This is a genomic window from Glycocaulis sp. (assembly GCF_050485565.1).
GTDB lineage: Bacteria > Pseudomonadota > Alphaproteobacteria > Caulobacterales > Maricaulaceae > Glycocaulis.
In genome coordinates this window covers 264,747-288,212 of the sequence record NZ_JBJHBQ010000002.1, presented here as the reverse complement: position 1 = coordinate 288,212, position 23,466 = coordinate 264,747, and the positions used below count along the sequence as shown (strand labels likewise).

The following is a 23,466-nucleotide window of genomic DNA, read 5'->3' as shown; positions in this document are numbered from 1 at the left end:
TCTGAAAAGCCAGCTTAGAACGGCGCGCTCAGCATCACATAACCATAGACCGGGTCAGAGCTGGCAGCAGCACCGGGCGCGGTGCGGGCAAACTCGCCGCGGAACAGTACCATCGTACCGGCTTCGAGCTGCAGGCGGTCAGGCTTCAGCCAATAGGTGCCACGCACTTCAGCCAGCGTACCGATACGGCTGCCAGACTGGCCGGTCGTATCGCGCAGGCCCGCGACACGCCAGCGGTCGGTATCCGACGCCAGACGCGATTCCTGCACCTGGACCACAATCGCCGCCGGACCATCACGCAGATCGAGGCGCGGGCCGAACGCGATCAGGTTTTCGCGGAAATGGGTGAAGGACAGTCCCGTCGTGCCGAAATCGCCCCGGCGGCCGCCAAACATCGGGTTGAACCGGTTCCAGCGCGCATCTGCCGGATTGTCATCGCCAGTGGCGTAGACGAGCTGCGCGGACAGGCGCGGGCTCCACGCTGCATCGAAGGTGTAGCCGGCGGCGGCGTGGGCCGACCAGGCGCGGACATCCAGCGTGGTGCCGCCCACAGGCTGGTCGCCCGTCTGGCCCATGATCTCCAGATCGAAATCATACTGACCAGCCGCGCGCGGACGGGTCAGGCGCAGGCCCGGAGTGAGCAGGTCCGCGCCGTTCTCCTCGTTCAGGCCGAACAGATAGGCTTCAAGGCGCAGATTATTGGGAAGGCCCGTGCGCGTGAGATGCACACCCCAGAAGCGCGTACCCCATTCGGCATGGTCGATCTGCGCGGTGTTGTTTTCCAGCGCATTGCGGTCACCGGGGCGGATACGCACCGGCGCGGTATAGAACACGTCTGCCGCCCAGTTTTCCGCCGGCGAGAAGCGCGCGCGCACGCCCTCGAAATTGTTCGGCGAGTTGCGGAAGCCCTGCTCGGTCGCCAGACGGCCCGAACCGACATTCATCACGAAGCGGCCGGCCTGGATCGTGCCGCCCTCCAGGGGAATGCGCACATAAGCCTGTAAAAGCTCGGCAGCGTTCACCGCGCCATTGGGAATGACCGAACCGCTATCGGTCAGCCAGGCGCGGGCATCGAGAAACTCGCCGCCGAAGACGACGCGCCCCGCATCATACTCGCCGTGAATACGCACCCGGCTGGAGAGCATCTGGTCAGAGCCCTCACTGCCCGCGCGGAACAGATCGCTCAGCGATTCATAGCGGATACGTGCCGAGCCTTTGAGCGTGAAGGGCGAAACGCCTTCATCAGACGCCGCGGCCATCGCCGGAGCGGATACAGTCATCATCAGGCCGGAAAGGCCGGCAACAAGAAAACGTTTCATGGAACACCCGGAAAAGAGGAACAAATCGGGTGCCAATACACGCCAGAAAGTTGACTTTACACTTAACCATGTTGCGCAAGGCGCGAATGCAGACCCTAGAACCGCGTCGAGACCGCCAGATAGCCATAGACCGGATTGGCGGTATCGGGCGCGCCGGGTGCCTCGCGCGCGAACCGGCCCTTGATAAGCGTCGCGGTCCCAAACTCGATATCAAGCCTGCGCTCTGGCAGGGCGCGCCACTGCACCCGTGCATCCACCACCTGCCCCACATGACGGCCAGAGGCACCTGTTTCATCGCGCAGACGCCCTCGCACCCACTGGTCGGTTCCCGAAGCCAGACGCACATCCTGCACCAGCAGATGCGCCCTCACCGGTCCCTCGCGCACCTGCAGGCGCGCGCCGGAGATAATCATGTTCTGGCGCGATAGCGGGCCGAAAATGCCGGTATGGCCGAAATCGCTGCCCCGTCCGCCAAACAGCGGGTTGAACCGGTTCCACTCCCCGTCCCCTGCCACATCATCGCCGCTGGCCCAGGCGGTCTGGAAGGAGAGGCGCGGCGTCCAGCGCGTATCGAACGTGTAACCGGCCACGAAATGCGTGCTGGCCGCGCTCACATCCTCGCGCACGCCGCCAATCAGGGCATGGCCTGTCTGGCCGATCAGCTCGGCCTCAAAATCAGCCCGGCCGGGTGCCGCCTCGCGCCACAGCCTTGCGCCCGGCGTGTAAAGCCGCGTGCCATCGGCCCGGTCCAGCACGAAGAGATAGGCTTGCGCATTGAGGTTCTCAGCCAGGCCGGTGCGGGTGAGATGCGCGCCCATGAAGCGCGTGTCCCAGTCGGCACGATCAAACCCTTGAGCATTGCGGCGCAGGCTCGCCTGATCGGACGGGCGGCGCTCCACCGGCGCGGTGACAAAGCCCAGAAGCTGCCAGTTCTCGCCCGGAGAGACATGCAGCTGCACGCCTTCAAAATTGTCCGGCACGTTGGAAAACGAGCTGGCATCGGCAAGGCGCTTGGAGCCTATCGGCATGATGAAGCGCCCGGCGCGCACGCTCACCCGCTCGCCCAGCGGAAGATCAAGATAAGCCTGATAGATATCGAGTGCATTGACCGCGCTGGTCGCGACAATCGAGCCATCATCGGCGAGCGCGCCGCGCGCGTCGATCAGCTCCACCACGCCCGCTGCCTGGCCCATCCGGGCGTCGGCGCGCAGGAATATCTGGCTGGACAGGAACTGGTCAGAGCCCTCCAGCCCGGCCCGGAAGGGCGCGCTGACCGTCTCGTAGCGCACCCGGACAGAGCCGGAGAAATTCACCTCGAAACCGGGCGTGTGAGCCTGCGGAGCCGATGCGTCATCAGCCAGCGCCGCGCCGCCGGTGGCAGACATCACAAATGAGCCCGCCAGGGCGGTGAGCCATCGTCCCGGTCTGATCTGCATAGCGCCTGCCCCGTTCCCGGACGGCTCGCGCTGTTACAAAACAATCGCAAAACCGTCACATACGGAAGCCCGCACTAACGCAATCGCAGACAGGGTCAAGTCCGATGCTCAGAACACGGAAAAATGGCCCGCAGCGGCCAATGCCACGCTGCGGGCGGATGAAGGCATTGGCGCAAATGGCCCTAGTGCAGGCCGAGGAAAGCAAAGGCCGGGGCCGGTTCAAACTGGCCGGACACCTCGCCAGAGAAAGTGCGGGCCTGATCTGGTCCCAGCATCAAGGCTCTCGCCCCGCTCCCTTCGGAGAAATCTATTTCCTTGAGATCCACCCAGAACACGTTCGGCGACAGGGCGGATTCAAAATAATAGAGCTGGTCTTTGTGATCGACGACGGTGCGCCAGCGCGTGGACGAGATATTAGGCTGGTCTTCGGTCGTGATCCCGTAGGGAACCGACACATTGCGGATCACGCCAAACATGCTCGCCGTCGCATCGCGCTGGTCTTCGGTCTGCGGAATGGCGGTCACGTAGAAGCTGGCGCGGGCGAACCTGTCAGCGGCCCGATTGGTGCCCGGCAGCATCACGGTGCCGCCCACCTCGCTCCAGTACTCCGCCAGCGCCAATTGCCGGTCGAAGGTCGGCGAGTTAGTCATCACCTGATAGTCGCGGCTGTGATGAATGATGAGCTCGCCGCCGACATACTCGAAAATCGCGCTATCGCCGGTAGCATCCGACATTGAAAGGTGAAGCGTCGCCAGCCGGTCTTCGCCGGGCATGGCGTCACTGACCACCACATATTCCCCGCGCCGCGCGTCCTCGACGGCCTCGGCCACGGTGGCAAAATTATCGAGCATGTATTGCGCCCACAGCGAGATCGCGAGACCGGGCGCGCCGGTGCCATCCCATTGCGCATATTCAGACTCCGCCAGCCATAAGAGATTGGCCGAAAGGCCCGCCTCGTTAAGCCCGTCCGCGCTGGCGATGTCGTAGGCGGTGGCGACAACGCTGCCATAGCGCGCGGTCCAGCTCAACGTGTTGGGGCCGGTCTCGCCATTGCGCTCCACACCGCGCGGCAGGATCCACAGATTGCTGCCAATATCGGTGCGCCAGTCCATGGAGCGGGCCGTGATGATGCGCCCTTCAGGCCCCAGATAGACCACGCGGGTGCACGCTTCGGCCGCCGCCACACCAAAAGCCAGCATGGCCGCGCCGGCCAGTGCCTTGAGTTTCAGTTTCATGTCTTGACCCTCCGCCCCGACAGACGACCCTAAACCTAAGAGTCAAACTAGTGCTGTGGCAGGCCAAGGCAACGTGAATTCAGGGTTTGGTTACCAGAAACCGAACCTCACCAACCCCGCCTCTATTCCGCCGCCTCGCGGATCGCCGCAGCAGGTTTGAGCGCATCGGCAATCTGGAATGCCATTTCAAGGGCTTGGTCGGCATTCAGGCGCGGATCGCAATGGGTGTGGTAGCGGCTGGAAAGGTCAGCTTCGGAGAGATGCCCTGCCCCGCCCACGCACTCGGTCACGTCCTGACCGGTCATCTCGAAATGGACGCCGCCTGGCTCCGCGCCCTCGCTGCGGACCACCTCGATAAAGCTTCTCAGCTCGGAGAGGATATGATCGAAAGCCCTTGTTTTATAACCGTTTCCGGCCTTGATCGTATTGCCGTGCATGGGGTCGCACGACCAGACGACATTGCGCCCCTCGGCCACGACCTTGCGCACCAGGGGCGGCAGGCCCTTCTCCACCTTGCCAGCGCCCATGCGGGCATAGAGCACCAGGCGGCCCGCCTCGTTACGCGGGTTGAGAAGGTCAATCAGTTCAATGAGTTCGTCTGGGTCCAACGTGGGTCCGCACTTCAGCCCGATCGGGTTCTCGACACCGCGGCAATACTCGATATGCGCCCCGTCCGGCTGGCGGGTTCTATCCCCGATCCAGATCAGGTGCGCAGAGGTGCCATACCAGCGCCCGGACTGGGTCTCCATCCGGGTCATTGCTTCTTCGAACGGCAGGTGCAGCGCCTCGTGAGAGGTATAGAAATCAACGCCTTCCAGCGAGGGCGCGGCATCGGCCGTCACCCCGCAGGCGCGCATGAAGGACAATGCCTCGGTGATGCGGTCAGCATATTCCTGATAGCGCTCACCGGCCGGACTATCCGACAGGAAATCCAGCGTCCACTGGTGCACATTGTGCAGATCGGCATAGCCGCCAGATGCCAGGGCGCGCAGGAGATTGAGCGTCGAAGCCGACTGGTCATAGGCTCGCACAAGGCGCGCCGGGTCAGGCACGCGGCTCTCCGGCGTGAACGCCATATCATTAATGGAATCACCGCGATAGGACGGCAACTCAACGCCGTCTATCACTTCTGTATCGCTGGAGCGCGGCTTGGAAAACTGCCCGGCTATCCGCCCGACTTTGACCACCGGTTTTGCAGCGGCGAAGGTCATCACCACCGCCATCTGCAGGAGCACGCGGAAGGTATCGCGCACATTTCCGGCGGAGAATTCCTTGAAACTTTCCGCGCAATCCCCGCCCTGCAGCAGGAAAGCCTGGCCAGAGGCGACATTGGCCAGCTGGCGGCGCAGGCGGCGTATCTCGCCGGCAAACACCAGCGGCGGACGGCGCGACAGCTCCGCCTCGACCGCTGCCAGCGCGGCCGCGTCAGGATAGTTCGGCAGCTGCAGAGCGGTCTTCGATCTCCAGCTTGACGGGTTCCATCCACTCATGGCGCTACACTTTCAATTCGGGCGGGGTCCATTTTTCCCGCATGGTTACAAGCTCTTCGGCAACAGTCGGGTGCACCGCGCAGGTGGCATCAAACTGCTCCTTGGTCAGTCCGGCTTTCACGGCAATGCCGACAGCCTGGATGATCTCAGGCGCATCATCGCCTACAATATGGACGCCGAGAACCCTCTGCGTGCCGCGCTGCACAATCATCTTCATCAGCATGCGCTCCGGGTTCGGCCCCAGCATGCCCTTCATGGGCCGGAAAACGCTTTTATAAACATCGACATCGCCAAATTCAGCGCGCGCCTGCGCCTCGCTTAAACCCACCGTGCCGACAGGCGGCTGGGTGAAGACGGCGCTGGCGATATTGCTGTGGTCATAGGCGGTTGGATTGTCCCCGAAGGCCGTTTCGGCAAAGCAGATCGCCTCGCGGATGGCCACCGGCGTCAGATTCACGCGGTCGGTCACATCGCCCACGGCATAGATGTGAGGCACGTTTGAGCGCGAGTATTCATCGACCTTCACAACGCCCCGTTCGCCGGTCTCCACGCCCGCCTTCTCCAGGCCCAGCCCCTTGGTGTGCGGATCGCGGCCAATCGCGAAAACCACTTCATCTACAGGGCATTCATCGCCATTCTTCAAGTGAACTGTCCTGGTGCCATCGCCATTATCGGCAATCCTTTCAAACACGGTATGGGTGATGACGCGCACGCCGGCGGTTTTCAGCCCTTCATGCACAAACTCGCGCACATCGTCGTCAAAGCCGCGAAGCACCGTGTCGCCGCGATAGACCAGCGTCACCTCCACGCCCATCTGCGCAAACACTTGCGCAAACTCGCACGCGATATAGCCGCCGCCCGCGATCAGCATGGATTTGGGCAGGCGTCTCAGGTGAAACAGCTCGTCGGAGGTGATGGCGAGCTCAGCTCCCTCCAGCCCCTCATGGACGTTGGGTCTTCCCCCTGTTGCAATGAGGATAGTTTTCGCGCTTATCCGCCGTCCGCTGGGTTTGAGCTCCAGCGTGTGGTCATCGATGAATTCGGCGCGCTCGGAGATCAGCTCCACGCCCGCATTGGCCAGATTCTTCGCATAAATGCCGGATAGTCTGTCCACCTCCGCATTCATCGCGTCGCGGAACTTTGGCCAGTCAAATTGCGGCTTTTCCACTGACCAGCCATAGGCCTTTGCCAGCTCGAATTGCTTTTTGAAGCCAGAGGCATAGACCATGAATTTCTTCGGCACGCAGCCGCGTATCACGCAGGTGCCGCCCGGCCGGTGCTCCTCGGCCACGGCCACTTTATGCCCCTTCATGGCGACCAGGCGCGAGGCCCTTACCCCGCCTGAACCGGCCCCGATGGTGAAGAGGTCATAGTCAAAATCGGCCATGGGTATGAATGCCCCGTTTTATAGGTTCGAATGCCCCGAAAGTGGGTACTCGCACCCCCGATTCATAGGTTCGCACGGCCCGTTTTCACATGTGGCAAAACCGCCACAGAATGGGGGAGCGCCAGGGGACATGATTTATCCCCGCAATCTGTCCGCGCTTTGGGGTGGAAGGGGACATCTCCCTTACTCTCGTCGTTCCCGCGCAGGCGGGAACCCAGAGCCACTTGCCACGGTCCTCGCCCTTCATCTCTGGATGCCCGCCTGCGCGGGCATGACGAGTTACGGGCGTTGGCTGCTTGGCCGGGGCCATATCTGCCGCCGCAGCTTGCTGGGCTTTATGGGTCTCCCGTCGGGGCGGGAGACCCCGGTGGAGAGGTTAGTGGTCAAGCTGGCAGGTCATTCGAGAAGGCAAACTCTCCGGGGTCTCCCGCCCCGACGGGAGACCCAGAAAAAGGTTGCCGGCGCTTCAGCCCCCTCCGAGTTTCACCGGCGATAAGCCGGTGCCCAGTCCGTTTCTGGATCCCGGCTTCCGCCGGGAAAACGCGGGTGTGAGTTTGAACTTTGAAGTCTTGGGTCTCCCGTCGGGGCGGGAGACCCCGGTGGAGAGGTCTACCGGCAAAAATGCAATCCCCTCCCCCTGCATCATCACTGGCCATAAGGCCCGCCCGCCTGTATGAGGGCGCGCGAAAAGAACACTTAGCTCCCCAAGACGTCAGGAACGCCGCCATGACCTTCCCGGTCGAGAAACTGCGCAATATCGCCATCGTCGCCCACGTCGACCACGGCAAGACCACCCTCGTTGACAAGCTGCTGCGCCAGTCCGGCACGCTGGGCACGCGCGGCGAGGAAGTCGAAAGGGTGATGGATTCCAACGATCTGGAGAAAGAGCGCGGCATCACCATCCTGGCCAAGAACACCGCCGTGACCTGGGGCGACTGGCGCATCAATATCGTCGACACGCCCGGCCACGCCGATTTTGGCGGAGAGGTGGAGCGCGTTCTGTCCATGGTCGATTCGGTGCTGCTGCTGGTCGATGCGGTGGACGGCCCGATGCCGCAGACCACCTTCGTGACCAAGAAGGCGCTGGCGCTGGGTCTCAAACCCATCGTGGTCATCAACAAGATCGACCGGCCGAGCGCGCGCCCTGACTGGGTGGTCGACCAGACCTTCGATCTGTTTGACCGCCTCGGCGCGAATGACGAGCAGATGGACTTCCCCGTAGTCTACGCGTCCGCGCTGCAAGGCTTTGCCACGCTCGATCCGAGCGCCCAGAGCGATAATATGGACGCGCTGTTCCAGACCATCGTGGAGCGCGTCTCCCACCCGGATGTGGACCCGGACGCCCCGCTCCAGCTCCAGGTCTCCGCGCTCGATTATTCCAGCTATACGGGCGTGATCGGCATTGGCCGCATCCGGCGCGGCAAGCTGGCCAAAAACCAGCAGGTTTCGGTGATCGGCGCCGATGGCAAGACGCGCAAAGGCAAGGTCTTACAGGTGTTTGGCTTTCACGGGCTGGAGCGCGTGGAGATGGAGAGCGCCAGCGCCGGTGACATCGTCACCTTCTCCGGCATTGATCCGCTCAATATTTCCGACACGCTGTGCGATCCCGAACACGTCGAGGCCCTGCCCGCTCTGGTGGTCGATGAGCCGACCATTGCCATGACCTTCCAGGTCAACGATTCCCCCTTCGCGGGCCGCGAAGGCAAGTTCGTCACCTCGCGCAATATCAAGGAGCGGCTCGATCGCGAGCTGATCCACAATGTGGCGCTGCGCGTGGTGCAGCTGGACGACGCCGACAAGTTCAAGGTGTCGGGCCGGGGCGAGCTGCACCTCTCCATCCTGATCGAGACCATGCGCCGCGAAGGCTTCGAGCTGGCCGTGGGCCGCCCCGAAGTCATCACGAAAATGGTCGATGGCGTGGAGAGCGAGCCCTACGAAAACCTCACCATCGATGTGGAGGAAATCCACCAGGGCGGCGTGATGGAGCGCCTCGGCTCACGCAAGGCCGAGATGAAGAACATGGTGCCCGATGGCAATGGCCGGGTGCGCCTGGACTATATCGTGCCTACGCGCGGCCTGATTGGTTTCCGCTCCGAATTTCTGACCCTCACGCAAGGCTCCGGCCTGATGTTCCACAGCTTTGACCATTACGGGCCGAAGCAGGCGGGCGATGTCGGCCAGCGGCCCAAGGGCGCGATCATCTCCATGGAAACCGGCAAGGCGCTGGCCTATGCGCTATGGAATATCCAGGAGCGCGGCAAGCTCTTCATCGGCCACGCCACGGAAGTCTATGAGGGCATGATTATCGGTCTGAACTCCCGCGAGGAGGACATGATCGTGAACCCGCTTAAAGGAAAGAAGCTGACCAATATCCGCGCCGCCGGGGCCGACGAGGCCGTGGTGCTCGTCCCGCCCATCCGCGTGACGCTGGAATACGCGCTGGAGTTCATCAATGACGATGAGCTGGTCGAGGTAACGCCGCAATCGATCCGTATCCGCAAGAAATTGCTGCTGGAGCACGAGCGCAAAAAGGCCAGCCGCGACAAGGCTTGATTTTTTTGGGGTCGCTCGACGCGGAAAACTCCGCCCAACCGCACGTCCACTTTCTTGCGCGTTTTCCCGGCGAAAGCCGGGATCCAGAAAAGGACTGGGCACCGGCGTACGCCGGTGAAACGCGTGAAATGGAGTAGACAGGCGGCGTTGCAGAACAAAAAACTGGATCCCCCGTCGGGGCGGGGGACCCCGGTGGAGCGGACAGAGCTTCAACTGGCGGGCTTGTTGATACGGCAAGCCAAACACACCGGGTTCCCGGGCTTGCCTGTCCCCGTGAAAACGGGGAACCCGGGATCCATTTTCCAACGTTTCATGGCTTCCCATGTCCCTGGTGAGAAGGCTAACCCCGCTCGATCAGGCACGCATCGCCGTAGGAGAAGAAGCGGTAGCCCTGCTCAATCGCGTGCGAATAGGCGCTGCGCATAACCTCCAGCCCCGCCAGCGCGCTGACCAGCATGAAGAGCGTGGATCTGGGCAGGTGGAAATTGGTCAGCAGCGCATCCGTCACGCGGAAACGATAGCCCGGCGTGATGAAGATGGCCGTTTCGGCGCTGCCCGCCCTCACCCGGCCTTCATTGTCGGCTGCACTTTCCAGCGTACGCAGCGCCGTGGTGCCCACCGGGATAATGCGCCGGCCCTGATCTCGCGCCGCGTTGATGGCCGTCGCGGCCTCCTCGCTGATCTCATACCATTCGGCATGCATAAGATGCTCGGACACGTTTTCGGTCTTCACCGGCAGGAAGGTACCTGCGCCGACATGAAGGGTCAGCTGGGTGGTTGTCACGCCCCTCGCCTCCAGCGCCGCGAACAGCCGGTCGGTGAAGTGTAATCCGGCGGTCGGCGCAGCGACCGAGCCCTTACGGGTGGGGTCTGAGAATAGTGTCTGATAGTCCTCCCGGTCAGCAGCATCGGCATCGCGCTTGGAGGCAATGTAGGGCGGCAGAGGCGGGTTACCGGCACCCTCAAGCGCTGCATCAAGGTCCGGCCCTGACGCATTGAATTGCAGGGTGATATCGCCGCCGTCGGCCTTGGCGGTGAGGATACCAGACAGGCTCTGCCCAAAGTGAATCTCGTCACCCTCGCGCACGCGTTTGGCGGGCCGGGCGAAGGCGCGCCATGTGTCGTCGCTCACGCGCGTATGCAGGTTCAGCTCGATGCGAGCCGGCCCGCCGCCGCCAACCGCACGCGCCGGACGCTCTCCGGTCAGGGCTGCCGGGATGACGCTGGTATTGTTCAGCACCAGAAGATCGCCGGGCTGCAACAGCGCTGGCAGGTCCAGCATGGTGTGATCGGCCAGCGCCCCGCCCTGTCCCACATGTAACAGGCGCGACGCATCCCTCGGCCGCGCGGGCCTTAGCGCAATGCGGTCCTCTGGCAGGTGGAAATCAAAATCGGAGAGCTTCATGGGGTGGCCGTGTCTTTTCCTCCCCCGTTTACGGGGGAGGTGTCAGCGCAGCTGACGGAGGGGGGTGTATTTGTGCAATCCCCCCCTCGCCCCTTTCAGGGGCACTCCCCCCGTAAACGGGGGGAGAAACCGCCATTACTACTGAACCGTCGCCTTGATGATCTTGCCCGGATTGCGGGGCGGTTCGCCCTTGGGCAGGGCGTCGACAAACTCCATGCCCTCGATCACCTCGCCCCAGACCGTGTAGCTGTTGTCCAGATACGGCACGGCGTCCAGGCAGATGAAGAACTGGCTGTCGGCGGAATTGGGATCATTGGTGCGCGCCATCGACATGGTGCCGCGCACATGCGGCTCTGAATTGAACTCGGCCGGGATCTTGGTGCCAGACCCGCCCGTTCCGGTGCCATTCGGGCAACCGCCCTGGGCGACAAAGCCGTCAATCACGCGGTGGAAGGTTACGCCATCATAAAAGCCGCTCTGCGCCAGTTCGGTAATGCGCGCGACATGCTTGGGGGCGAGATCGGGGCGAAAGCGGATTTTCACATCACCCCCGCTATCGAGGGTGAAGATAAGGGTATCGGCCAAGGGATTTACTCCGTGATGCGGACAGGTCGGCTAGGGTTAAAGCGCGGACGCGCGCCAATTACCAGTCTGGATGATCGTAAGGGATGTAACCCTTCCACGCCCAGGGCAACCCGGTCTCGCCCAGTAGCGCATTGGCCAGATAGAGGAAGGTTGAATCCGCGCGCGCGCTATTGGACAGGATGAGCAGGCAGCGCGCCGCCTCGATCAGGCACAGCGCGTAATTATTGGTGCCGTCCTCATTGCCTTCCTTGAAGATGGCGCGGCCATACGGCGTGTCATAAATCCCCCAGCCGAGACCATAGGAGAGGCCAATATCGGCGTTCTCATCGGTGTCTTGGGGCAAATGGGAGGGAAACTGGCGGCTTGAGGTGATGGCGATTTGCGGCGCGGTCAGTTCGGCAAATGCCGCATCGCTGAGGCCCTCGCGCCGGGTCAGCCCGGCCAGAAAGGCGGCATAGTCATCCAGCGTGGTATCCATGGAACCCGCGACGACAACCCGGGTGCGCGGACGATACGCCACATACTCCCCATCACGCGTATAGCCATGGGCGAGATTGTCAGCGAAATCCTCGCGCCAGCTCATGGCCGTGCGCGTCATGCCAAACCGGTCAAATACCCGCGCCTGCATCTCCTCGCCGATATCCAGCCCCAGCCCCTCCTCCAGCGCGAGCTGAAGGATTTGCAGCCCCTCGCCGGAATAGACATAGCGCTCGCCCGGCTCGAAGAAGAAGACCAGACGCTGGTCATCCAGGAACCAGCGCCAGTTGGGCAGGCCGGACGTGTGCGACAGCAATATGCGCGGCGTCAGCAGCCGCCAGCGCTCATCGCCTTCAAGATCGCCATAGCGTTCGTATTCGGGCAAGGGCCGGGGCAGGATGCCGGAAATCGGCGCATCCAGATCGATCAGCCCCTCATCGGCAAGCTGGACTACCATATAGCCAAAGGCCGCCTTGGTCAGCGACGCGCCATGCATCACCGTGTCGGTCTGCAGCGGCAATTCATTGGCCACATCGCGCCAGCCAAAGGCTTCGGCAAACACGACATTCCCGTCAGCAATCAGGGCCAGCGCCAGTCCTTCGGCCCCGGCTGCACCTCTGTGATGCTCGATCGCGTCGCGAATATCCTGCGCGCTCAGCACCGCCCCGTCCGGGCGGGTAAAGGCGGAATCGCTGCGCGCATCCGCGCAGCCGGAGAGGGTGGCGGCGGCGAGCATCAGGCCCGCAAGCTTGGCGAAGCGCACGGGGATTTACTCCGTTATACGGACAGGAATTTCGATGTCGCAGACATCGGGCAGGCGGTCATTATTCGCGGCCTGCAGGGCTTGCAGATAGAGCGCAAAATCAGGTGTGTTGGTGTCAAACACCTCGATTGACAGCCGGTCGCCTGCCGGCAGTTCGCTGGCCATGCGCATGGACATGATGAAGTCAGGGCGGAAACCCATCGTTTCGCCCATCGTGCCGACGCGGATGGCGTCCACCGCGTCCTGACCGGCCCGGACACGTCCCCAGACCGTATAGACTGCTTCGAGATGCGCCGGATGGCCGGTGGTGATGTAGAACTGGCTGCGTGCGGAATTGGGATCATTGGTGCGCGCCATCGCCGCCGCGCCGCGGCAGTGCAGCAGCCAGGATTCCACCTGGCCATCGGCGCGGATAGCCGCCTGGGCAAACGGGATGGTCGAGGCGGGGATGCCGTTCCAGAAGCCGGCCCGCGCGCGGGTGCTGGACTCGCGCGGATTGATCGCCCGGTCCTGCAACTCGCTGATAGTTATATTGGTATCAAGGCCGCGGCTAATCATGAATTCTGCCTGCAGCGTGGGCCTGTCGGCCGCCAGCGCCGGATTGTCAGACGCGCCGCCGCCCTGCGCCATGAAATCACGGATCACACGGTGCCAGACCTTGCCATCGTAAAATCCCTCGCCCACCAGATCGCGGATGCGGGCCACGTGATTGGGCGCAAATTCCGGCGTCAGCTCCACCCAGATATCGCCGTGCCGCGTGGAGATGACCAGCAGCCTGTCGGGATCAACGCTGCGCCATGCGGCCTCTGGCGCATCGGCGATGATCTGGCGGGCTGCATCGGGGCCGGACGGAATGCCGTCGCGCGCATACCGGCTGCCATCAGCCTCCTGCGTGGCGGCCGTGTCAGCGGTGCGGGTATCAGTGGACGCATCCGCGCAGGCAGCCGCAGCGAGGGCAAAGGCGCTGACGCTCGCCGTCAGCAGGGCAGAAGCATATCGGATCATTTGGCAAATCTCTCCAGCACACGGGTCTTGATGGCAGGCGGCACGAAGGCGGTGATGTCCCCGCCCAGACGGGCAATTTCCTTGACGAGCCGCGAGGCAATCGCCTGATGGCGCGGATCGGCCATAAGAAACACCGTCTCGATGTCAGGATTGAGGCGCTGGTTCATGCCGACCATCTGGAACTCGTATTCAAAGTCGGAGACGGCGCGAAGGCCCCGGATGATCGAGCCGGCGCCCACCTCTTCGGCAAAATGCATCAGCAGGCCGGAGAACGGGCGCACCTCAATCACGGTTTCGCCGGTATATTCGCGCGTCAGGTCCAGCGCCATTTCCACCCGCTCATCAAGCGAGAAGAGCGGGCGCTTGTCCTCATTGCGGGCAATGCCGATAACCAGCTTGTCGTAGAGCTTCACCGCGCGGCGCACGATATCGATATGCCCGTTCGTCAGCGGATCGAACGTGCCAGGATACAGGGCGACGCGCTCTTTCATCAGCTTTCTCCAGAGGGCCCGGCTTCCGGCGCTGTATCAGCTTCGCCGCCGTCAGCCTCTTCCTCGCCCTCGGCTTCCTCATTCTTGGCGATGCGCGCAACGGACACCACCTTTTCGTCATTGGCAAGACGGATCAGGCGCACGCCCTTGGTGGCGCGGCTGGCAATACGCACCGTGTCGACGGGGAAGCGGATGAGCTGGCCGCCATCGGTGACGGCCATCACGGTATCGCCTTCCTCGATCAGGAAACAGGCCGCCAGCGGTTCGGGGAAGCGCTTGTCCTTGGTCCACACGCCCTGCCCGCCCCGGCTCTGCGGATAGTATTCATAGGAGATGACGCGCTTGCCCATGCCGGACTCCACGACATTGAGGAGTATCTCCTCATGGGCGCGAAGCTCCATATAGCGCACCTCGGACAGGGTGATTTCCTCGCCCTCTTCCTCGTCGCCAGTGTCGATATCGGCTTCAGCCGCATCCAGCTCCTCATCGCCCTCATTGCGCATTTCGGCGCGGCGGCGTTTGAGATAGGCACGCACTTCGGCCCGGCTAATCTCGACATGATTGAGGATCGCCATGGAGATGGCCGTATCGCCCGTCTCCATGCGTATGCCGCGCACACCGGTGGAATTACGGCTGGCAAACACGCGCACATCGGTGACGGGGAAGCGGATCGCCTTACCCTTGGCGGTCGCGAGCAGCACGTCCTGCCCCTCATGGCACAGGCGCACATCGAGGATCTGGCCGTCAGCCTCCTCCAGCTTCATGGCGATCTTGCCGTTGCGGTTCACCTGCACGAAGTCCGACAGCTTGTTACGCCGCACGCCGCCCGATGTGGTGGCAAACATCACATCAAACCGGCTCCATTCGGCTTCGTCCTCCGGCAGCGCCATGATGGAGGTGACGCGCGCGCCCTCGCCAAGCGTCGGCAGGAGGTTGGTCAGATACTTGCCCTTGGTGTTAGGCGCGCCCTGCGGCAGGCGCCAAGTCTTGGTCTTGTAGACCATCCCGTCGGAGGTGAAGAAGAGGAGCGGCGCATGGGTGGAGGCGACAAACAGCGTGGAGACGAAATCCTCGTCCTTCATCGCCATGCCGGCCCGGCCCCGCCCGCCCCGGTTCTGCGCCCGGTAGAGCGAGAGCGGGGTGCGCTTCACATAGCCGCCATGAGTGAGGGTGACGACCATCTCCTCGCGGGGGATCAGGTCTTCATCCTCGATCTCGAAATCGCCCTCGACCAGCGCGGAGCGGCGCGGCACGCCAAAGCGCTCCTTGGCATCGAGGAGCTCCGCCTTGACGATCTCGCGGATACGCACCGGGCTTTTGAGGATATCCAGCAGGTCAGCAATCTCGACCGCCAGCTTCTCCGCCTCGCCGGAAATTTCGTCGCGGCCCAGCGCCGTCAGGCGGTTCAGGCGCAGTTCCAGAATGGCGCGCGCCTGCTCATCGGTCAGATGGATGGTCTGGTTGTCCAGAATGATCGAGCGCGGATCGGCCACCAGCGCCACCAGCGGGGCGATGTCAGCCGCCGGCCAGGCGCGCTCTTTAAGCTGCTCGCGGGCCGTTGCCGGATCGGGCGCTGCGCGGATCAGGCGGATCACCTCATCAATATTGGCCACCGCAATGCCCAGCCCGATCAGGATATGGGCGCGGTCGCGCGCCTTTTTCAGATCGAACTTGGCCCGCCGGGCCGTCACTTCCTTGCGGAAGGCGATGAAGGTTTCGAGGTAGGTTTTCAGCCCTGCCAGCTGCGGCTTGCCGCCAATCAGCGCCAGCATGTTGACCCCGAACGAGGTCTGCAGCGGGCTCCAGCGGTAAAGCTGGTTCAGGATCACTTCGGCATTGGCATCGCGTTTCAGCTCGACCACCACGCGCATGCCCGAACGGTCGGATTCGTCGCGCAGGTCTGAAATGCCCTCAATGCGCTTTTCACGCACCAGCTCGGCGATCTTCTCGATCATCGAAGCCTTGTTCACCTGATAGGGAATCTCGTGGATCAGGATGGCCTGACGGTCTTTACGGATTTCCTCGATCGACGTCTTGCCGCGCACCAGAACCGAGCCGCGCCCGGTCAAGAGGCCATTGCGCGCGCCGGTACGCCCGATGATCTCGCCGCCAGTGGGAAAGTCCGGTGCCGGTACGAACTCGATCAGATCGAGATCGGTCAGCTCCGGGTCTTCCAGGAGGGCCACGGTGGCGTCCACCACCTCACCCAGATTGTGCGGCGGGATATTGGTGGCCATGCCGACGGCGATACCGCCCGCGCCGTTGACCAGCAGGTTGGGGAAGCGCGCAGGCAGGACGATCGGCTCTTTTTCCGACGCGTCGTAGTTTTCCCGGTAATCGACCGTTTCCTTGTCGATATCGGCCAGCAGCGCCTCGGCGGGCTTGTCCATGCGCACTTCGGTGTAACGCATGGCGGCAGGCGGATCGCCATCGACAGAGCCGAAATTGCCCTGACCATCGAGGAGCTTCAGCCCCATCGAGAAGTCCTGCGCCATGCGCGCCAGCGCGTCATAGACGGCCTGGTCGCCGTGCGGGTGGTATTTACCGATCACGTCACCGACGACGCGGGCTGATTTGCGGTATTGCTTGTCGTGGGTATAGCCCTGCTCGTGCATCGACCAGAGAATGCGCCGGTGAACGGGCTTCAGCCCGTCGCGCGCATCGGGGATGGCGCGGCTCACGATCACGCTCATCGCGTAATCGAGATAGGAGCGGCGCATCTCGTCCTCGATGGAGACCATGGGTCCGCCATCGGGCCGGGGCGGCTGGCCGCCCGCTGCGCCGCCATTCATGCCGTTCCCGCCAGCGCCGGATTCGTCAATATCGATATCGTCCGGGCCGGGCTCGTTCGGTGTGTCGCTCAAGCGTATCTGTCCTGTAGTCAGGCGGGCACGGAAGGTGCCCCGCAAGGAATGGGTGCCAACAGCCGGAATCACGTGTCAGCAAAGCTGGAAAAGGGTTTACCAAGCCCCAGCCACAGGGGCAAACGATGAGGTGTTGTTGAGGGGGGTATACCTGTCATCACCTGCTTCATGCGGGTGACCCATGCCTCTTTAGCTTCGCAACGCATCCGCGTTGCGATATTCCGCGAAAAGTCGCGGGCGTGCGTCCGCGCTTTTCAGGCCGCTTTGCGGCCTGTAAGCCCCCGCCCCGACGGGGGACCCATGGACTGTCTCGAGAGCTGGACAGATGGATCCCGGGTTCCCCGTTTTCACGGGGACAGGCAAGCCCGGGAAGCCGGTTGAGAGACTGTGCGCCTAAAGGGCAACGTGCACCCGGAATGACGATAGCGTGACCGGTGCCGGGTCCTTCTGGCCCCTTCCCATCCCCGATGCTAGCCTGCTGAAAACGCAAAGGGAGGCTGACGCCATGAAACTCACACGCAGGGCTGCAACGCTTGGACTGGCCGCCGGAACGGGCCTGATGGCATCGGGCGCGGGCTTCGCGCGCCGCGATGACGACACCCGCTGGAGCAGCGCGCCGGACCTGCCCTTCCCAGTGCAGGAGATTTATCCCGCTTTGCTGGACGGCACGCTCTATGTGATAGGCGGCTTTGCCACCGGCATTTCGGAGCGTCCGCTGGACATTTCAGACCGAGTGCTGGCGCTTACCCCCGGCGTCGATGACAGCTGGCGCGATCTGCCGCGCCTGCCTGCGCCCAATCACCACCCGCAATGCGTCGGCCTTGACGGCACGCTTTACGCCATGGGCGGCTTCACCACGGAGAATGACGGTGTGTGGTCAATGATCAGCCGCGTCTACACGCTGCGTCCGGGCGTTGATGAGGAATGGCAGCGCGGACCGGACCTGCCGGGGCCGTGGGCGGAGAATGTGGCCGTGGCGCTGAACGGACGCATCCATGTCATCACCGGGCGGCGGCCCTCCGGCTCGCAGAATTCCACCTGGGCCCACCAGTCTGACGTCAACGCCCATCTCGTGCTGGATCCGGAAACCGGCGAATGGACCACGCTTCCCGCTGCCCCGACCGCGCGCAATTCTGCCGCCGCCGCCGTGATGAACGGGCTGATCCACGTGGTTGGCGGACGCACCACGACAGGCGGCAATACGCCTGCCCATGAGGTGTATGATCCGGCCAGCAATAGCTGGACTTCTGCCGCGCCCCTGCCCCAGCCCTCACGCGGCCCGCGCGGCTCTGGCGGGCTGGCCGCCGCCAGCGTCGGTGACACGCTCTACGTGTTTGGCGGGGAATGGTTTGAGGATGATGGCGGCGTCTATGAAGAGGTGTGGGCCTGGCGCGCGGACACTGACAGCTGGGAAGCGGTCACCCGCATGCCCACCCCGCGCCACGGGCTCGGCGCGCACGCGCTGGACGGCGCGATCTACACCATTGGCGGTGCCGCCCAGCGCGGCGCGGTCGATACCAGCGCCGCAGTGGAGGTGTTCAGGCCCTAGGACGCCGCTGGCGGGGGTTCGGAGGATGCGGGCGCCGGGGCCGGCGCGCTGGCACGTTGCGAGAAGGAATCGCGCAGCTGGCGCGCATTCTCGATATTCTTCTGCCGCGCCCGGCTGCCGATCAGGAAGCAATCGATCAGAATCCAGAAGCCAAAACCGCCCAGCGTGATGAGCTTCAGCACGCCCGCCACGATGTCGCCGACCAGAAAGCGGTCAATCCCCAGCCCGCCCAGCCAGATATTGAAACCGAAGAGAAGGACGGGGTTTTTCGCCCCGGACTGAAACGCGGTGATGAAGCTGGGCCGGCTGGCTTCGGGCAAAGACCCGACAATGGTCAGGAGTTCGGCAGTATAGCTCTGATTGTTCATATTATCCCCGCTCAACCGTTGAAGACGACACCATGAAGCGCGTGCGGGCCGCATGTAAACCCGCCTCCGGCGCGTTGCCGGGCCGCTACTAGCGCGTCCAGCCGCTGACCTCACCCAAGGCCGCCTCGACGATTCCAGCGCGCAGGCGCACCTGGCTGGCCGGATCGGGCATGTCGATATTGAGCGCGAACAGCCAGGACTCGCCCTCAAACTCCAGCCAGCCCACATACCAGCCAATGTCCGGCTCGCCGCCAAAGCGCCAGCCGGTCTTGCCGCGCAAGGTCCACCCGTCACCGGAGCCCTGCTCCATCATGGCGATGACGGTGTCCATGGTGCCTGTATCAAACGGCAGGGTGCGGGCCTGCAGACGGGCGAGAAAGCCCACCTGCTCACGCGCGTTGATCGCCAGCGGCCCGTCCAGCCAGAAGCGATCCACAAGGCCCGCCTCGCCGATATCGCCATTGCCATAGTCCAGCGCGGCAATCTGCCTGCTCATGGCCTCATGGCCGAGCTGGCGCGTCCAGTGCTGATAGGCCCAGACGGTCGAGCGCTGGAAGGCATCGGCGAAAGTCTGGTCCTGGTTCCAGACGGCGAAGGCGTGCTGCGTCCCGTCCCAGACAAGCGCGTCATCCACGCCAGAGACAGCGCCCGATTGCAGCAGGATCAGGCTGTTGGGAATCTTGAACGTGGAGGCGGGAATGAAGCGCGCATCGGCCCGGTCCGCGCCGCCCGTCCATTCTCGGCCGTCCGACACACGCTGGATGAGGATCGTACCGGTTACGCCAGCCTCATCCAGCAGATGGTCCAGCTCCTGCGCCTGCGCCGGAGCCAGCAGCATCAACATGGCGGCCAGCAGGCCAAGATGTCTCTTCACGCAAGCCTCCAGCGCCCCCACCCCGGATGGGGTAAATGTTCTAGAACGGGATGTCGTCGTCCAGCGTGTCGGAGGCGAAGCTTTCGCGCGGGCGGTCATTGCCGCCGCTGGAGGAACGATCATCGGAGCGGCCATAATTGCCGCCGCCGCCCTCGCCCTTGCTGTCCAGCATGGTCAGCTCGCCACGGTATTTCTGCAGAACGATTTCGGTGGAGTAACGGTCCTGCCCGTTCTGGTCCTGCCATTTGCGGGTCTGCAGCGAGCCTTCAATGTAAACCTTGGCCCCCTTCTTGAGATAATTCTCCGCCACCTTGGCGAGGTTCTCGTTGAAGATGACGACGTTGTGCCATTCGGTTTTCTCGCGGCGTTCGCCCGACTGACGGTCGCGCCAGGTCTCCGACGTCGCGACGGGAAATTTCGCCATCCGGTCGCCGGACGGCATCGCCTTCACTTCCGGGTCCGCGCCCAGATTGCCGATAATGATGACCTTGTTGACACTGCCTGCCATATCCGAACCCCGTGCTTGCGCTTTTCTTTAAAATGTTCACATATTGTTCCGCCCGTCAACGGGCGAGTCGCCAAGTGAATTTTCGAGCGCATATCACTCCATCACTGCCGGGGTGTCCATGCGCCCGGTGAACGCAATCGCACCGCGAGGTGTAATGGCGACGCACGCGAGGTAGCGCGGGGCTGCCTTGCGGCCTATTTAACCTCCGGCCAGTGCGCCCGCTGGCCCTTTGCAGATTTATGGATTTTCCGCCCTCATGGCCGACCCTTTGAAACACATTTCGGTGCGCGGCGCGCGCGAGCATAATCTCAAGGACGTGTCGGTCGATCTGCCGCGCGACGAGCTGATCGTGTTCACCGGCCTGTCCGGGTCGGGCAAGTCCTCGCTGGCGTTCGACACCATCTATGCCGAGGGTCAACGCCGCTATGTGGAGAGCCTTTCCGCTTACGCCCGCCAGTTTCTGGAGCTGATGAGCAAGCCGGATGTGGACTCCATTGAAGGGCTCTCGCCAGCGATCTCCATCGAGCAGAAAACGACCTCGAAAAACCCGCGCTCCACGGTCGGCACGGTCACCGAGATCTATGACTATATGCGCCTGCTCTGGGCGCGGGTCGGCATCCCCTATTCGCCTGCCACGGGCCTGCCCATCACCTCGCAGACCGTCTCCCAGATGGTCGACCGGCTGATGGCTCTGGAGGACGGCACGCGGCTTTACCTGCTGGCGCCTATCGTGCGCGGCCGCAAGGGTGAGTACCGCAAGGAATTTGCCGAGCTGATGAAGCAGGGCTTCCAGCGGGTGAAGGTGGACGGCACCTATTACACGCTCGAAGAAGCCCCTGAGCTCGACAAGAAGTTCAAGCACGATATCGACGTGGTGGTGGACCGGGTGGCAATCCGCGAGGGGCTGGAGCAGCGCCTTGCCGACAGTCTGGAAACCGCCCTGCGCCTGGCCGATGGCCTGGCCATGGCCGAATTTGCTGATGCGCCTGCCGAGGGGAAGGACGCGCCCCAGCGCCTCATCTTCTCCGAAAAATTCGCCTGCCCGGAGACCGGCTTCACGATTGAGGAGATCGAGCCGCGCCTCTTCTCCTTCAACAATCCGTTCGGGGCGTGTCCGGCCTGTGATGGCCTCGGCGTCAGCCTGAAATTTGACGAGGCGATGATCGTCCCGGACCGGGAAAAGAGCCTGTATGAGGGCGCGGTTGCGCCGTGGAGCCGTGGCACCTCCAAGCTCTACCAGCAGACCCTGCAGGCGCTGGCCGACCATTATGGTGCCAACATGCACAAGCCCTGGCGCACCCTGCCGGAGAAATTCCAGCGCACCGTGCTCTACGGCACCGCCGACAAGATCAAGTTCACCTACGAGGATGGCCTGCGCCAATTCTCCACCACCAAGACGTTTGAAGGGGTGATCCCCAACCTCGAACGGCGCTGGCGCGAGACGGACTCGGCCTGGGTGCGCGAGGAGCTGGGCCGCTTCCAGTCCAACCAGCCGTGCGAAACCTGCCACGGCAAGCGGCTGAAGCCCGAAGCGCTGGCGGTGAAAATCGGCGGCTATGACATCTCGCAGGCCGGTGAACACTCCATCCGCGAGGCGCTGGAGTGGTTTTCCAATATCGAAGAGCGCCTGACCGACAAGGAACAGGAGATCGCCCGGCGTATCCTGAAAGAGATACGCGACCGTCTGCGATTCCTGGTCGATGTGGGGCTGGACTATCTCACGCTCAGCCGTGCCTCCGGCACGCTGTCTGGCGGGGAGAGCCAGCGCATCCGCCTCGCCAGCCAGATCGGGTCGGGCCTGACCGGCGTGCTCTACGTGCTGGATGAACCGTCCATCGGCCTGCACCAGCGCGACAATACGCGCCTGCTGGAGAGCCTGCGGGGTCTGCGCGATCTCGGCAATACCGTGATCGTGGTGGAGCATGACGAGGAAGCCATCGAGACGGCCGATTATGTGGTCGATCTCGGCCCCGCTGCCGGTGTGCATGGCGGCGAGGTGGTGGCACAGGGCAAGCCGGAAGATATCCGCGCCAATCCGAAAAGCCTGACCGGGCAATATCTCTCCGGCGCGCGCATGATCGAGGTGCCGGAGAAGCGGCGCAAGATCGATAAGAAACGCGTGCTGAAAGTGACAGGCGCGAGCGGCAATAACCTCAAAGACGTGACGGCAGAGTTTCCGCTGGGCGTGTTCACCTGCGTCACCGGCGTGTCGGGCGGTGGCAAGTCCACCCTGACGCTGGAAACGCTCTACAAGGCGGCGGCGCGCAAGCTCAATGGCGCAAGCGCGGTCCCTGCCCCGCACGAGACGGTGGAGGGGCTGGAATTCCTCGACAAGATTATCGATATCGACCAGTCCCCCATTGGCCGCACGCCGCGCTCCAACCCGGCCACCTATACCGGCGCGTTCACGCCGATCCGCGACTGGTTTGCCGGCCTGCCGGAATCCAAGACGCGCGGCTACAAGCCGGGCCGCTTCTCCTTCAACGTCAAAGGCGGGCGCTGCGAGGCGTGTCAGGGCGATGGCGTGGTGAAGATCGAGATGCACTTCCTGCCCGATGTCTATGTCACCTGCGATGTGTGCCATGGCGCGCGCTTCAACCGCGAGACGCTGGAAGTCACCTTCAAGGGCAAATCCATCGCCCAGGTGCTCGACATGACGGTGGAGGAGGCCGCCGACTTCTTCCAGGCCGTGCCGTCAGTGCGCGACAAGATGGAAACCCTCAAACGCGTCGGCCTTGGCTATGTGAAGGTCGGCCAGCCCGCCACCCAGCTATCGGGCGGCGAGGCGCAGCGGGTGAAGCTCTCCAAGGAGCTCTCCAAGCGCGCCACGGGCCGCACGCTCTACATTCTCGATGAGCCGACCACGGGGCTTCATTTCGAGGACGTGAAAAAGCTGCTCGAAGTGCTCCATGAGCTGGTCGAACAGGGCAATTCGGTGATCGTGATCGAGCATAATCTCGATGTCATCAAGACCGCTGACTGGATCATTGATCTCGGCCCCGAAGGCGGCGATGGCGGCGGCGAGATCGTCGCTGCCGGCACGCCCGAACACGTGGCAGGTGTGGAGGCGAGCTGGACCGGGCGCTATCTCAAGCCCGTGCTGGAGCGCGACATGGCCCGCCAGAAAGCGCTGAAGAAAGCGGGTTAAAGGGCTTTT

General features: G+C 63.2%; 17 protein-coding genes. 3 read left to right on the top strand and 14 right to left on the bottom strand.

Features of this window, described 5'->3' with window-relative positions:
- Positions 1-14: 14 nt before the first annotated feature.
- The 5 genes from ACQ5ID_RS03540 to gor all read right to left on the bottom strand — a co-directional run bounded on the left by ACQ5ID_RS03540 (position 15) and on the right by gor (position 6,867).
- The gene (locus ACQ5ID_RS03540; protein ID WP_429911096.1) at positions 15-1,319 is read right to left on the bottom strand and encodes an alginate export family protein; all 1,305 of its coding nucleotides are present in this window, start codon (positions 1,317-1,319) and stop codon (positions 15-17) included.
- Positions 1,320-1,414: 95 nt separating this feature from the next.
- Positions 1,415-2,704: an alginate export family protein gene (locus ACQ5ID_RS03535; protein ID WP_429911095.1), complete on the bottom strand. Its 1,290-nt coding sequence runs from the start codon at positions 2,702-2,704 to the stop codon at positions 1,415-1,417.
- 233 nt (positions 2,705-2,937) lie between these two features.
- Positions 2,938-3,954, bottom strand: a complete 1,017-nt coding sequence (locus ACQ5ID_RS03530; protein ID WP_429911153.1) for a linear amide C-N hydrolase — start codon at positions 3,952-3,954, stop codon at positions 2,938-2,940.
- A gap of 158 nt (positions 3,955-4,112) precedes the next feature.
- Positions 4,113-5,480 carry a class II 3-deoxy-7-phosphoheptulonate synthase gene (locus tag ACQ5ID_RS03525; RefSeq protein ID WP_429911094.1) on the bottom strand — a complete coding sequence of 456 codons (1,368 nt, stop codon included), beginning with the start codon at positions 5,478-5,480 and terminating at the stop codon, positions 4,113-4,115.
- 4 nt (positions 5,481-5,484) lie between these two features.
- A complete protein-coding gene (gene gor, locus ACQ5ID_RS03520; protein ID WP_429911093.1) occupies positions 5,485-6,867 on the bottom strand; it encodes a glutathione-disulfide reductase in 1,383 nt (460 codons plus the stop codon).
- A 726-nt stretch (positions 6,868-7,593) separates the two neighbouring features.
- Between gor and typA the strand changes: the two genes are divergently transcribed.
- Positions 7,594-9,420: a translational GTPase TypA gene (gene typA / locus ACQ5ID_RS03515; protein WP_429911092.1), complete on the top strand. Its 1,827-nt coding sequence runs from the start codon at positions 7,594-7,596 to the stop codon at positions 9,418-9,420.
- Between the two features lie 340 nt (positions 9,421-9,760).
- On the opposite strand, the gene queA is transcribed toward typA, so the two are convergent.
- The 6 genes from queA to gyrA form a co-directional block, all read right to left on the bottom strand.
- On the bottom strand, positions 9,761-10,825 hold the full coding sequence (queA, locus tag ACQ5ID_RS03510) for a tRNA preQ1(34) S-adenosylmethionine ribosyltransferase-isomerase QueA (RefSeq protein ID WP_429911091.1): 1,065 nt from the start codon (positions 10,823-10,825) through the stop codon (positions 9,761-9,763).
- Positions 10,826-10,963: 138 nt separating this feature from the next.
- A complete protein-coding gene (locus ACQ5ID_RS03505) occupies positions 10,964-11,410 on the bottom strand; it encodes a peptidylprolyl isomerase (protein WP_429911090.1) in 447 nt (148 codons plus the stop codon).
- A 58-nt stretch (positions 11,411-11,468) separates the two neighbouring features.
- Complete coding sequence (locus tag ACQ5ID_RS03500) at positions 11,469-12,650, bottom strand: serine hydrolase domain-containing protein (protein ID WP_429911089.1); 1,182 nt, start codon at positions 12,648-12,650, stop codon at positions 11,469-11,471.
- Positions 12,651-12,656: 6 nt separating this feature from the next.
- Positions 12,657-13,655, bottom strand: a complete 999-nt coding sequence (locus ACQ5ID_RS03495) for a peptidylprolyl isomerase (protein ID WP_429911088.1) — start codon at positions 13,653-13,655, stop codon at positions 12,657-12,659.
- A complete protein-coding gene (coaD, locus tag ACQ5ID_RS03490) occupies positions 13,652-14,146 on the bottom strand; it encodes a pantetheine-phosphate adenylyltransferase (RefSeq protein ID WP_429911087.1) in 495 nt (164 codons plus the stop codon). The genes ACQ5ID_RS03495 and coaD overlap by 4 nt, the downstream gene beginning before the upstream one ends.
- The gene (gene gyrA, locus ACQ5ID_RS03485) at positions 14,146-17,010 is read right to left on the bottom strand and encodes a DNA gyrase subunit A (protein ID WP_429911086.1); all 2,865 of its coding nucleotides are present in this window, start codon (positions 17,008-17,010) and stop codon (positions 14,146-14,148) included. The genes coaD and gyrA overlap by 1 nt, the downstream gene beginning before the upstream one ends.
- Positions 17,011-17,515: 505 nt before the next feature.
- Here gyrA and ACQ5ID_RS03480 point away from each other — a divergent pair.
- Positions 17,516-18,559 (top strand): Kelch repeat-containing protein, encoded by a 1,044-nt coding sequence (locus tag ACQ5ID_RS03480; protein ID WP_429911085.1) that lies wholly within the window; start codon positions 17,516-17,518, stop codon positions 18,557-18,559.
- On the opposite strand, the gene ACQ5ID_RS03475 is transcribed toward ACQ5ID_RS03480, so the two are convergent.
- The 3 genes from ACQ5ID_RS03475 to ssb form a co-directional block, all read right to left on the bottom strand.
- Positions 18,556-18,927 (bottom strand): TM2 domain-containing protein, encoded by a 372-nt coding sequence (locus ACQ5ID_RS03475; protein ID WP_429911084.1) that lies wholly within the window; start codon positions 18,925-18,927, stop codon positions 18,556-18,558. The genes ACQ5ID_RS03480 and ACQ5ID_RS03475 overlap by 4 nt on opposite strands.
- 88 nt (positions 18,928-19,015) lie before the next feature.
- The gene (locus tag ACQ5ID_RS03470) at positions 19,016-19,801 is read right to left on the bottom strand and encodes a penicillin-binding transpeptidase domain-containing protein (RefSeq protein WP_429911083.1); all 786 of its coding nucleotides are present in this window, start codon (positions 19,799-19,801) and stop codon (positions 19,016-19,018) included.
- Positions 19,802-19,841: 40 nt separating this feature from the next.
- Entirely contained in the window at positions 19,842-20,309 is a 468-nt protein-coding gene (gene ssb, locus ACQ5ID_RS03465) for a single-stranded DNA-binding protein (protein WP_429911082.1), read from the bottom strand.
- A gap of 256 nt (positions 20,310-20,565) precedes the next feature.
- Here ssb and uvrA point away from each other — a divergent pair, with 256 nt between their 5' ends.
- Positions 20,566-23,457 (top strand): excinuclease ABC subunit UvrA, encoded by a 2,892-nt coding sequence (gene uvrA, locus ACQ5ID_RS03460; protein ID WP_429911081.1) that lies wholly within the window; start codon positions 20,566-20,568, stop codon positions 23,455-23,457.
- The last annotated feature ends 9 nt before the right edge of the window (positions 23,458-23,466 follow it).